Below are 12,591 nucleotides of genomic sequence, written 5' to 3'. Positions count from 1 at the left end.
AGATGCCCTTAAGCTGCAGGAGCTTGGCTGCTTTGGCATAGTACTGGAAAAGATCCCGGCTAAACTGGCACAGGAAGTATCCGAAAGCCTCCAGATCCCAACTATTGGTATTGGTGCCGGTCAGCATTGCGACGGACAGGTATTGGTAATTCATGATATGCTGGGAATTAACAAAGGCTTTAAGCCACGTTTTTTACGCCAGTACTCCAACCTATATGATATTATGCACGACGCTATCAAAAATTACAATAGCGACGTAAAAAGCAACAGCTTCCCTAACGAGAAGGAACAATATTAAGCCTCACCCAACCCTCTCCTGAAGGAGAGGGCTATTAAAAATAAAACTTCCGGACATTCCGACTTTCGGACTTCCGGACTAACTAAACAAATGGCCCGCCCTGAATTTAATTATAGCAGTAACGATATTACCGATAAGGATGTTCTTTATGAGGACAACCACCTTATTGGCATAAACAAGCGCGCGGGCGATATTGTGCAGGTTGATGAAACAGGCGACGAGCCTTTGGATGAAAAGGTTAAAAAATACATCGCCCAAAAATACAGCAAGCCCAACGGTGCATTTTTAGGTGTAGTGCACCGTTTGGACAGGCCAGTAAGCGGTGTGATCCTTTTTGCTAAAACCAGCAAAGCGCTCGACCGTATCAACAAAATGTTTAAAGCCCGCGAAATGCATAAAACTTATTATGCAGTAGTGCGCAAAAAACCATTTCCCGAAGAGGGCACCCTGGTACACTGGTTGGTAAAAAATTCACAAAAAAATGTAACCAAGGCCCATGACCGCGAAGTGCAGGGAAGTTTACGATCAGAACTGAGTTATAAACTGGTTGGTGAATTAAATGGCTATTATTTAATTGAGGTTGACCCGATAACAGGCCGCCCGCACCAGATCAGGGTGCAGCTTTCAACCTTGGGATGCCCTATTGTGGGCGATAACAAATATGGTTATCCCCGTGGTAGCTTACGCAAAAGCATTTGTCTGCATGCCCGCAAACTTACTTTTGTACACCCGGTGAAAAACGAGCCTGTCGCCATTATCGCCCCTGTACCACGTGATGGTTTTTGGGAAAAATTTGAAGGGATGATGGTGGGTTGATTGGTGTGTAGTGCCCTCCGCTGCCGCAAGTGTCCTCACTTGTGGCTCACATTAGGACAATCAACTTTCATAACTTAGCATAATGCCCACAAGCGAGGACGCTTGCGGTAGCGATGAAAACACCAACCACAAGTTAAATCCATATCATTCCCTAAATCACATATTAACCACCTCATTCCAAATCCCCTCATCAACCGGAACACCTTCCCTTAAATTCTTCCCTCTTGTTCTTAAAGCTCCTTCTCCGGGATAAGAGATCGAAGCACCTTCATATTCGGGCAAACTGGTTTTGGTATACTCAATAATTTCATTGATCAGAGTTTCTGTTTGTTCAGTACTATCGGGTTTGATGCAAATAAACACCTGCGATATGCCTGTTTCATGTTCACTTTTGGTGATCTCTGCGGTTGAGTTACCTCCGCTTAATATGGTTGCCAATATATCCAGTACTAACGATAAACCTGATCCTTTCCAAAACCCAACAGGTAGCAATCGCTGCGATTTTAATATAGCAGCGGCATCAATACTAAGCTTTCCCTCATCGTCATAACCACCCGGCAGCGGAAGCGGTTCGTTATTATTAGCCTCATATTGCTTTAATTTCCCCACAGCATATTGGGATATGGCCATATCTAAAACAACAGGCCCATTTTTACGGGGCACAGCAATAACCAAAGGATTATTACCAAGCCGTGGACTAACACCTCCCCAGGGTGGCAGGTTAGCAATGGTATTGGTAAAAGAAATACTGATAAAACCGGCTTCTGCAGCCTGCCAGCCATAAGTGCCCCCACGCATCCAATGATTAGTATTTTTTATTGCCACACAGCCAATGCCATTCTCCGTGGCAAGCTCCATTGCCCTGTTCATGGCAAAGCGGGCATTTAATACTCCGGGGCCGAGATTACCGTCCCATCGTTCAATGGCCCCGAAGGCGCTTAACTTAACAGGATCGGCATTAATATTTATAAGACCATCTTTAACATATTTAACAAAAACCGGGAACCGGTTTAAGCCATGCGTATAAACTCCGTCCCTGCTATTTTCGGCAAAAACAGTAGCTATAATTTCAGCTTTCCCTTCAGCAAAGGCAAGTTCTGATAGCACTCTTTTAAATTCTCCTTTAAGTTTTTCAAATGGAACGCGCATAGAGTTTGAAATAAATTTAATTTATAACGTTTATTACAGTGTACTGATGCAAGGTAATCAACCATAATTTATAATTTTGCCTTTAATTAAATGAAAAGAACTCCGCTGTTGTTTTTCCTGTTTGTAGTAAGCATTGCGCTGATCGTTAATTCATGCAAGAAAGATAACTTGAGCCACATACCCGGATTACTCGCCGGAAAATGGCAATTGGCCTCCATAACCGTCACTAACTATGTTGGCGACGCCCAGGTTTCGTTAGACACTTTAAATCAAACCTGCACCATTATTCAGCGTTTTACATTTAATGCTGATAATTCATGTAATTACACCAACTTTCAATGCAGTGCCGATTCGACGGTGGGCCGGTGGTCGCTTTCGGATAATAAATTATTTTTAATTTCGGATATGGTTTGTAAAGATAGCACCAAAGCATCTGGGGGGACCTCAAAGCCATTTGCAAACAGTAAAATAGTTACTTTAGGTACATATTCGCTGGTATTGGAAACGGGGGATGTTGAGCCCAATTATTCGGCAACAAAAAAACGACGCATTATGCGTTACGGGTTTATCAGGCAAAAAGCAGCTGCAACCCAGTAACATAAAATAGTTTTAAATTGTAAAATGGTTTTATTATAATAGTTTCAATACCAAGTAAACAATTAGCCCGATGAAACTATTATAGCTTCATCTCCGTTGAAAAACATATTATCGATGAAAAAAAGAATTGCCATTTTCGCTTCAGGTTCCGGCTCAAACGCTCAAAAATTAATGGAGCATTTTAAACGCAATGCCGATGCCGAAGTTGTGCTGATACTCACCAATAACCCGCAAGCTTACGTTTTACAACGTGCCGATAACTTTGAAGTGCCATCACACATTTTTGGCCGCCACGAATTTTATGAAACCGACGGTGTTATCCGCCTGTTAAAAAACTTACAGGTCGACCTGATCGTACTGGCCGGCTTTTTATGGCTTGTACCACAATCACTATTAAAAGCATTCCCTAATAAGATCATTAACCTGCACCCTGCCCTGTTACCTAAATACGGCGGCAAAGGCATGTACGGCGATAATGTACACCGCAAAGTGTTAGAAGATAAAGAAGAAGAAAGCGGCATTACCATCCACTTCGTTAACGAAAACTTTGACGAAGGAGAGATCATCCACCAATCAAAATTCAAGATAGAACCAGGGGACACCCTTGAGATCGTGAAGTTTAAAGGTCAACAATTGGAGCATAACCATTTTCCAAAAGTGGTAGAGGCGCTGTTGAAGAAAATGAAGAGTTAATTTTAGAGATTAGAGGTTGAGGAATAGTGATTAGAGGTTAGAGATCAGAGGTTAGGTCTAATAAATAAAGTTTTAGGTTTATATTAATGGGAGCTTTTACTGATCTTGAGGTTTGGAAAAAGGCCCGTGTACTTCGAAATAACATCACTGAATTAGTTAAAGCGTTTCCTGCGGAGGAAAAATATCGCTTAACAGATCAGATCATTCGTTCATCCCGCTCTATCGGGAACAATATTGCCGAAGGACACGGCAGATTTCATTATTTAGACGCTTCCAAATTTCTGGTTAATGCTCGTGGATCCGCGGCCGAAACTATCGACCATCTGATAATTGCCTTTGATAATAGTCTCATAGACGACCAAACATTAAGCAGTCTACGGCAAGATTGTGAGGAGTGCATGCGCATGATTAATGGATATATTTCCTATCTAAAGAAGCAACTCGACAATTAACACCTTCAAAAACACACTTTTTAAGAAGAGTATTTCCAAATCTCTAACCTCCAATAGCTTCCAAAAACATTGATTAAAAAAAACTAATCTCTAACCTCAAATCTCTAATCACTAATTACTACCTTTGCGGCTCAAAAAACAGCGTGTACATGAGCCAGTCAGTTCAAATAAAAAATGCTTTAATTTCTGTTTATTACAAAGATAACTTAGAGCCCATTATTCATGAGTTAAACCGCCTTGGTGTAAATATCTATTCAACCGGTGGTACCGAAACTTTTATCCGCGATTTAGGTGTAAATGTGATCCCGGTAGAAGATCTTACTTCATACCCTTCTATCCTTGGTGGCCGTGTTAAAACCCTGCATCCTAAGGTTTTCGGTGGTATTTTAACCCGCAGAGATCATGATGGTGATAAACAGCAAATAGCACAATACGAAATTCCTGAAATTGATTTGGTGATTGTTGACCTGTACCCGTTTGAAGAAACCGTAGCATCAGGTGCCAGCGCCGAAGATATTATCGAAAAGATCGATATCGGCGGTATTTCTTTGATCCGCGCAGCTGCAAAAAACTTTAAAGATGTAGTGATCGTAGCGTCAAAAGATGACTACGCCGGTCTGGAAAATATCCTAAAAACGCAGGATGGTGTTACCACAATTGATCAGCGCCGTTCATTTGCCCAAAAAGCATTCAACATATCGTCAAACTACGATACTCATATTTTCAACTATTTTAACGAGGCCGAACCGATTCCGGTATTTAAACAAAGTATCCAAACCAGCCAGGTTTTACGTTACGGCGAAAACCCGCATCAAAAAGGTACTTTCTATGGTAACCTTGATGCCATGTTCAACAAACTGAACGGTAAAGAGCTTTCATACAACAACCTGGTTGACGTTGACGCTGCTGTTGCTATCATCGATGAGTTTACCGAGCCTACCATCGCTATCCTAAAGCACACCAATGCTTGTGGTGTGGCTACACGCTCAACCATTAAACAAGCCTGGATAGATGCTTTGGCTTGCGACCCGGTTTCTGCCTTTGGCGGCGTAATTATTGCCAATGGCGAGATAGACGCTGAAACAGCTACCGAGATAGACAAATTATTTTATGAGGTATTGATCGCTCCGGCATTTACAGATGAGGCTGTAAAAATCCTTTCAGGTAAAAAGAACCGCATCCTGTTGGTTCGTCAACCGGTTGAACTGCCTGTTAAGCATTTCAAAACTTTATTGAATGGTGTAATTGAGCAGGATAAAGACGCTGTTATTGAAGGGCCGGCCCAAATGACTACAGTTACTGAAAAAGCACCGACTGAAGCTGAATTGAAAGACCTGTTCTTCGCCAACAAAATTGTAAAGCATACTAAATCAAACACTATCGTGTTTGCTAAAAATAACCAGCTAATGGCAAGCGGTGTTGGTCAAACCTCAAGGGTTGACGCGCTTAGACAAGCGGTGATCAAAGCACAAAGCTTTGGTTTCGATCTAAACGGTGCGGTAATGGCATCCGATGCATTTTTCCCGTTCCCTGATTGCGCCGAACTGGCTGCCGAAGCTGGCATCACCGCCATTTTACAACCGGGCGGATCAATTAATGACAAGCTTTCGGTTGCTATGTGCAATGAAAAAGGTTTGGCCATGGTTACTACCGGAGTTCGTCATTTTAAACACTAATTTTAAAGGTTGACCGGGTTGATTAGGTGAGTAGTTTATTAGGTTAAAAACGTTTTATTGAAGAGTAGAGATTGATTTGGTGAAAAGGGAAAATGTTTTTAACCTGTTTTAACTTAATTTACCTGTAAATCCAGTCAACCACTTAATAAATAAGCTCTATCAACCCAACCTCAACACAATAAATGTGATTTTTTAACGCTTAAGATTGCAAAATGCTAATTTATTTAAGCGTATTTTTATAAACTTTGCATAACATACTGAAAGAAATACCAGATGGGTTTATTTAACTTTTTTACACAAGAAATTGCTATCGATTTAGGTACAGCAAATACCCTCATTATACATAACGATAAAGTTGTTGTTGACGAACCCTCGATCGTGGCGTTCGACAGAACAACCAATAAAGTGATCGCTATCGGTCGCCAGGCCATGCAAATGGAAGGCAAAACGCACGATAATATCCGTACCGTACGCCCGCTTAAAGATGGTGTAATTGCCGACTTTAACGCTGCTGAGCACATGATCCGCGGGATGATCAAAATGATCAACCAGGGCAAGGGATGGTTCTTTCCATCGCTGCGTATGGTGATCTGCATCCCTTCGGGTATTACCGAGGTAGAGAAACGTGCTGTGCGTGACTCGGCCGAGATTGCCGGCGCCAAAGAGGTTTACCTGATACATGAGCCGATGGCTGCTGCCGTAGGTATCGGTATCGACGTGGAAGAGCCAATGGGCAACATGATCATCGATATCGGTGGTGGTACTACCGAGATCGCAGTTATCGCTTTATCAGGTATCGTGTGCGATCAATCGATCCGCGTAGCAGGTGATAACTTTGATTCGGACATCGTTCAATATATCCGTCGTCAGCATAACATCATGATCGGTGACCGTACTGCCGAAAAAATCAAAATTGAGGTTGGCGCTGCACTTCCTGAATTGAGCGAGCCGCCGGGCGATTTTGCTGTTCAGGGCCGCGACCTGATGACAGGCGTGCCAAAACAGATCATGGTATCATACACCGAAATTGCGCATTGTTTGGACAAATCAATCTCAAAGATTGAGGAAGCGATATTGAAAGCACTGGAGATCACTCCACCCGAGCTTTCGGCCGATATTTATCAAACCGGGATCTATTTAACCGGTGGCGGTGCATTATTGCGCGGCCTGGATAAGCGTGTGGCTGCCAAAACCAAACTTCCCGTTCACGTTGCCGAAGACCCTCTTCGCGCAGTAGTACGCGGAACCGGCACCGCCCTTAAAAACATTGGCAATTTTAAATTTTTAATGCAGTAACTGAGGTTAGTGATTAGAGGTTAGTGATTGGAGATTAGTTTTACCGTAATACTTATCTTTAATTTCTAATCTCTAATTTAATTTTGCAAAACAACTAATCTCTGATCTCCAATTAACTAATCTCCAACAATGCGTAACCTTTGGATATTTATAACTAAGTATAACGCGTTTTTTTTATTCCTGATTTTTGAGATTAGCTCACTGCTTATTTATATCAAATACAACTCGTTTCAAAAAGCTACTTTTCTTAACTCAACCAGTAAGGTAACCGGTACATTGTACAGCCAGGTTGATGCATTAAAAGGGTACCTGTCATTAAAAGAAACCAACGATAGCCTTGCCCGCGAAAATGCAAAGCTCCGCGGCCAGCTTAAGGCTTCTTTTTATGTGGACAGTGTTGAAAAGCGTAAGGTTAATGACACGGTTTACAAACAACAGTACAGTTATATTGTAGCCAAGGTCATTAATAACTCTTTCAATAAACGCAGCAACTATATTACTATTGATAGGGGCAGCAGAGACGGGATACAAAAAGATATGGGTGTGATAACCGGGGCCGGCGTAGTAGGCCAGGTTATCGAAGTAACTGATCATTTAGCTATTATCCAATCGGTTTTACATAAAAACACCCGGTTTAGCGCCATGCTTGCAAGCACTAAGGATATAGGCTCGTTTGTATGGGGCAATGACCTTGATCCGCACAGAGGGGTGCTGATTGATATACAGAATAACGCACAGCCTAAAATTGGCGAAACGGTAGTTACCTCTGGCTATTCACTTTTCCCTACAGGTATACCTTTTGGCAAAATTACTAACCTGCATGCCAAAGGCGGCGGTTTGCTCATCAATGTTGAGGTGGCTTTAGCTGTTGATTTTACAAAGCTTCAATACGTTTACGTGGTAAATAACAAATTTGCCGGTGAACAAACGGGACTGGAGGCCGTACAAAACAAAAATGAGTAGGACTATCCTTATTAACCTTGCCAGGTTTATTGTACTGGTTTTCATGCAGGTTTTCCTGTTAAAAAACATAACGTTCTATAACCTCGCTACACCATATTTTTACATACTTTTTATCCTGCTTCTCCCGTTCGAAGTTCCCAATGTGCTGTTATTTGCATTGGCTTTTGTTACGGGGCTCACTGTTGATGCTTTTTACGATACACCAGGGCTTCATGCTTCGGCCTGTGTTGTACTGGCATTGGTACGTGTGCTATTTATAAGTATAACGGTACAAAAGGATGGTTTTGATAATGAACCGGAGCCTACATTAAGTATCATGGGCTTCCGCTGGTTTTTTACTTATGTTTTGATCCTTACTTTATTCCACCACTTTTTCCTGCTTAATTTAGAGGTTTTTAGTTTTTCTGAAATACAATACACACTAAGCCGTGTTGTTTTAAGTTCATTGTTTACCGTATTTTTAATACTAATTTCGGGCCTGCTATTTTTCAGAAGGAAAGAACGTAAATGAATAAGTTTTTTGAACGCCGCTACGTTGTTACCGGTATCTTTATAGCTATTATTTTTGCCCTGCTGGGAAGGCTTTATTATATCCAGATAGTTGACACAAAATATGAGATCTACGCCAACAGCAATGTAAGGCGCACCACCATACTTTACCCCGCCCGCGGGCCTATCCTTGACCGTAACGGCAAAATCCTTGTACAAAACGAGCCCATTTACGATGTTACTGTTAACCCCAAAGAGGTAAAACCATTTGATACCCTCTTGCTATGCAAAATGATAGGTATCGACAAAGAGGGCTTTGACAAACGCTTTGCAAAGGCGAAAAAGCAATCACCCAATACAGCATCGGTATTTGAAAAGCAACTTTCAGTTCAACTTTATGCTTCACTACAGGAAAAGCTGTTTGAGTTTCCGGGTTTTGCAATAGTGCCCCGCACCATACGCACTTATCCTGATTCGGTAGCGGCACAGTTTTTAGGTTTTATTGGCGAGGTTACCGACCGGGATATTAAACGTTCCAATAACTACTATCGCCTGGGTGATTATATCGGCGTAACCGGCGTTGAAAAAGCATATGAAAATGTGCTTCGCGGGCAGCGCGGCGTACAGGTACAAATGGTTGACTCGCATGGTGTGCCCAAAGGTTCATTTGCCAACGGCGCGCTTGATACCGTACCCCGGTCGGGCGAGCGCCTTACTTCATCACTGGATGTCGACCTGCAACGGCTTGGCGAAAAGCTGATGCAAAACAAGCTGGGCAGTATTGTGGCGATAGAACCATCATCGGGCGAGATCTTATGTTATGTGAGTAGTCCTACTTATGACCCTAACCTGATGGTAGGTCGCCAGCGCGGCAACAACCTTGCTCAAATGTATAACAATCCGTATAAGCCATTCTTCATCAGGCCTATACAGGCGCAATACCCACCAGGATCATCATTTAAACCATTGAGTGCCCTTATTGCTTTGCAAGAAGGCATCATTAACCCAAGTGAAACCTTTTATTGTACCGGTAATTATCGGGTGGGCAACAGAATTGTACACTGTAACCATGGCGAAGCACACGGTACGGTAAATATGGCCCGCGCTGTGGCCGAGTCATGTAACGGCTACTTCACGATGGTATTTCAACGCATTGTTGACCGGTACGGGGTAAAAAATACGGAAGCCAATTTCACCGCGTGGCGAAATAATGTAATGAAATTTGGCCTTGGTGCCCGGCTCGACCTGGATATGCCAGCCGAAAGCCGTGGCAACGTGCCAACGCCTTTACACTATGATAACGCTTACCGTAAAGGCGGATGGCGTTCAAGTACTATTGCCGCGTTAGCTATAGGTCAGGGTGAGTTATTAGCAACCCCACTACAATTGGCTAACCTGGAGTGTACCATTGCAAACCGCGGTTTTTTTTATAAACCCCATTTAATTAAAGCTATAGGTACCGAAAACGTAATTAAAAAGGAATATACCCTCAAAAACTATGTAGGTATTGATTCCGGATATTTTGAACCTGTTATTAATGGTATGCAGGCCGTAGTTGAGAATGGCACAGCTCGCCGGTCAAAAATTCCGGACATTATTATGTGCGGTAAAACCGGTACAGCGCAAAACCCGCATGGTGAGGATAACTCGGTATTTGTTGCCTTTGCCCCTCGCGATAACCCTAAGATAGCAATAGCCGTTGTAGTGGAAAACTCGGGCGAAGGTGCGCATTGGGCGGCCCCTATTGCCAGCTTCATCGTTGAAAAGTATTTAAAAGGCAAGATCACCCCGCGTGAATCGGGAATTACGGTTGACTATTTTGCAAATGCAAACCGCCTGCCTGATCTTAGCCTTTATGCTCAAGACCTGCAAAAAGAACGCAGGCGTGATAGCATCCGGGCAGCAAAAGTTGATTCGATCAAAAAGTTCAAGGCCGATTCAATAAAGAAATTCAAAGCTGATTCAATAAAAAAAGAACGGCGCGAAGCAGCTTATAACAACAAGCCTGCAAATTGGGTTAAATCATTAACAGGCGGGAGGAGCAAATCATGAGCACTCAGCAGCGTAGTTTCTTCTTTAACGTAGATTGGCTTACAGTTTTTCTGTACCTGATACTTTGCACCATAGGCTGGTTCAATATCCACGCAGCAGTTTTTGATGCTAACCATTCCAGCATTGTTGATACATCAACCAATTATGGCAAGCAGTTCATTTACATCTGCGTATCAATTGTTGTTGGCATTGTGATTCTCCTGCTCGAAAGCCGGTTTATTGCCGCTTTGGCCCCGGCATTTTACGTGGTAATTGTTTGTTTACTGGTGCTGGTATTGATAATAGGGAGAAACGTTGGCGGTAACCAGGCCTGGATAAACATGGGCGGCGGTTTCAGGCTCCAACCCTCGGAGTTTGCCAAATTTGCCACCTGTTTATTGCTCGCGCGATATTTAAGTGGTACCAATATCCGTGTTACCGATCCCAAGTCATTTTTAATGGCTGCGGCCATTATCGGCTTCCCGATGTTGCTAATTATGCTACAGCCCGATACCGGTTCAACCCTGGTGTTTTGTTCATTGATATTTGTTTTATACAGAGAGGGCCTCTCACCTTACTTTCTGATCATCGCGGGTTTATTTATTACCCTTTTTGTTACATCGCTGCTGTATAATCCACTTTATATAATACTGATCCTGGTTGCAATAACCGCGTTTATCATCTTTTTATTTAAGCGTAACAGGCAGCTCATTAAAACCATGCTTATCGGCCTTGCCATTTGTATAGCATTTATATTTAGTGTAAAGTTTATCTATTCGCACGTATTAAAGAAACACCAAACAGAGCGCATTAACATATTGCTGGGTATTACTACCGATTTAAAGGGCAAAGGCTATAATGTAAACCAATCTAAAATTGCAATAGGCTCCGGGAAACTTTGGGGTAAAGGTTATTTACACGGTACGCAAACCCAATACTCATTTGTGCCTGAGCAAAGTACCGACTTTATTTTCTGTACCGTTGGCGAAGAATGGGGCTTTGCTGGCTCATTAACTGTAATAAGCCTTTTCATGTTCCTGATATTGCGCGTCATTTTAATAGCCGAGCGGCAGCGATCTCCTTTTACCCGTGTTTATGGTTATGGCGTAGCTTCAGTACTGTTTTTTCACGTGGTGATCAATATCGGTATGACCATCGGCGTAGTACCGGTTATCGGGATCCCTTTGCCGTTCATCAGCTATGGGGGCTCGTCATTACTAAGTTTCACGATGCTCCTGTTCACGCTCATCAAGCTTGATTCAAACAGGAAATCGAACGTTTAATTTTTTGTCCGAAGTCGGAAAGTCTGTAAGTCCGGAAGAGGAATACGTCGAAAGTAGTTCCCACTATGAACTATGAACCATCAGCTATGAACTGATATGAACCATCAACTATGAACAAAAGCCTATGCTACAGGATATCTTCTTTTCAGCAGTGCATAAAATTTATCGGCTGTTGATGTTTTACTTTCCCAGTTGTTTTTAACTACGTAGTTTGTTTTCAGGAAACGTTCGGCTTCTTCAAAGGTATTGAAGCGGTTCACTATCTCAATGGCCTCACTGTAAGCCAGGCTATAACCATTAAACAGATCTTTTATATAAAGCAGCTTATCGTTCAGGTTTATGGCCGATTTAAGATCGGTAACAGGGAGTTCGGCTGTGGTACTCGTCGCACTGCTGCTCGCCTTTTCGGCTTTTTGGGCCATGATCCTTTGGTTAAATGTCAGTACCTGCTCACTGCTTGTATCTGCTGCGGGCGCTGTAGCAGTAACGGGCGCTGCCGCGGGCTTTACTGGCTCAATTACCGGCAAAGGCTTTGGCTGCTCGGCTATAGGTGCTATTTCAACCGGCTTTTCGGTAAGCTGCCCGATCAACTCTTCTTGCTCAAACCTGTCAGCTTCGTCATCCCAGGTATCAGCCTCGCTTAAATTAAGCTCGAAGCTATTTCCTTCCGGAATCTCCTGCTGAAAAGAATAAGTGTCGGTATCTTTTTCGGCAGCAATATTAATTTGCGGCTCGGGTGTTTCTTTTATTTCAGGCTCAGGATTGATCACCTCTATTTTTACCGGGTTGTTAAACGGCACAGGGGCAACGGGTTCAGCATCGTTGGTAAGTTCGATCTTATCAACCGG

At 42.8% G+C, this 12,591-nt stretch carries 12 protein-coding genes and 1 pseudogene; 11 read left to right on the top strand and 2 right to left on the bottom strand.

Going from position 1 to position 12,591, the window contains the following annotated elements:
* Both VF500_RS18395 and VF500_RS18390 read left to right on the top strand, forming a co-directional pair.
* Nucleotides 1-298, top strand: a 298-nt coding sequence (locus VF500_RS18395; RefSeq protein ID WP_330861076.1) for a 3-methyl-2-oxobutanoate hydroxymethyltransferase, incomplete at its 5' end; no start/stop codon positions are given.
* Nucleotides 299-388: 90 nt separating this feature from the next.
* The gene (locus tag VF500_RS18390; protein ID WP_110587388.1) at nucleotides 389-1,114 is read left to right on the top strand and encodes an RluA family pseudouridine synthase; all 726 of its coding nucleotides are present in this window, start codon (nucleotides 389-391) and stop codon (nucleotides 1,112-1,114) included.
* A 156-nt stretch (nucleotides 1,115-1,270) separates the two neighbouring features.
* Here the strand turns inward: VF500_RS18390 and yiaK are convergent, their stop codons facing one another.
* Nucleotides 1,271-2,263 carry a 3-dehydro-L-gulonate 2-dehydrogenase gene (gene yiaK, locus VF500_RS18385; RefSeq protein WP_330861075.1) on the bottom strand — a complete coding sequence of 331 codons (993 nt, stop codon included), beginning with the start codon at nucleotides 2,261-2,263 and terminating at the stop codon, nucleotides 1,271-1,273.
* Between the two features lie 90 nt (nucleotides 2,264-2,353).
* Here yiaK and VF500_RS18380 point away from each other — a divergent pair, with 90 nt between their 5' ends.
* From VF500_RS18380 to rodA, 9 genes are all read left to right on the top strand, one after another.
* Nucleotides 2,354-2,860: a DUF5004 domain-containing protein gene (locus VF500_RS18380; RefSeq protein ID WP_330861074.1), complete on the top strand. Its 507-nt coding sequence runs from the start codon at nucleotides 2,354-2,356 to the stop codon at nucleotides 2,858-2,860.
* Between the two features lie 114 nt (nucleotides 2,861-2,974).
* Nucleotides 2,975-3,553, top strand: a complete 579-nt coding sequence (gene purN, locus VF500_RS18375) for a phosphoribosylglycinamide formyltransferase (RefSeq protein WP_121233597.1) — start codon at nucleotides 2,975-2,977, stop codon at nucleotides 3,551-3,553.
* A gap of 86 nt (nucleotides 3,554-3,639) precedes the next feature.
* Nucleotides 3,640-4,005: a four helix bundle protein gene (locus VF500_RS18370; RefSeq protein ID WP_243485496.1), complete on the top strand. Its 366-nt coding sequence runs from the start codon at nucleotides 3,640-3,642 to the stop codon at nucleotides 4,003-4,005.
* Between the two features lie 149 nt (nucleotides 4,006-4,154).
* Nucleotides 4,155-5,681: a bifunctional phosphoribosylaminoimidazolecarboxamide formyltransferase/IMP cyclohydrolase gene (gene purH, locus VF500_RS18365; RefSeq protein ID WP_330861073.1), complete on the top strand. Its 1,527-nt coding sequence runs from the start codon at nucleotides 4,155-4,157 to the stop codon at nucleotides 5,679-5,681.
* Nucleotides 5,682-5,954: 273 nt separating this feature from the next.
* Nucleotides 5,955-6,977: a rod shape-determining protein gene (locus VF500_RS18360; RefSeq protein WP_090528947.1), complete on the top strand. Its 1,023-nt coding sequence runs from the start codon at nucleotides 5,955-5,957 to the stop codon at nucleotides 6,975-6,977.
* A gap of 129 nt (nucleotides 6,978-7,106) precedes the next feature.
* Nucleotides 7,107-7,940: a rod shape-determining protein MreC gene (mreC, locus tag VF500_RS18355; RefSeq protein WP_330861072.1), complete on the top strand. Its 834-nt coding sequence runs from the start codon at nucleotides 7,107-7,109 to the stop codon at nucleotides 7,938-7,940.
* Nucleotides 7,933-8,451, top strand: a complete 519-nt coding sequence (locus tag VF500_RS18350) for a rod shape-determining protein MreD (protein ID WP_121233593.1) — start codon at nucleotides 7,933-7,935, stop codon at nucleotides 8,449-8,451. Before mreC ends, VF500_RS18350 begins: the two co-directional genes overlap by 8 nt.
* Nucleotides 8,448-10,481, top strand: a complete 2,034-nt coding sequence (gene mrdA, locus VF500_RS18345) for a penicillin-binding protein 2 (RefSeq protein ID WP_330861071.1) — start codon at nucleotides 8,448-8,450, stop codon at nucleotides 10,479-10,481. Before VF500_RS18350 ends, mrdA begins: the two co-directional genes overlap by 4 nt.
* Nucleotides 10,478-11,743 carry a rod shape-determining protein RodA gene (rodA, locus tag VF500_RS18340; protein ID WP_330861070.1) on the top strand — a complete coding sequence of 422 codons (1,266 nt, stop codon included), beginning with the start codon at nucleotides 10,478-10,480 and terminating at the stop codon, nucleotides 11,741-11,743. The genes mrdA and rodA overlap by 4 nt, the downstream gene beginning before the upstream one ends.
* A gap of 122 nt (nucleotides 11,744-11,865) precedes the next feature.
* On the opposite strand, the pseudogene VF500_RS18335 reads toward rodA, so the two are convergent.
* Nucleotides 11,866-12,591, bottom strand: a pseudogene (locus tag VF500_RS18335) (hypothetical protein); the annotation flags it as partial.

The sequence above is a fragment of the Mucilaginibacter sp. genome (assembly GCF_036383575.1).
In the GTDB taxonomy this organism is placed as follows: Bacteria; Bacteroidota; Bacteroidia; order Sphingobacteriales; family Sphingobacteriaceae; genus Mucilaginibacter.
The sequence above is the reverse complement of the archived record's forward strand: the minus strand, read 5'-3'. Positions and strand labels throughout refer to the sequence as shown.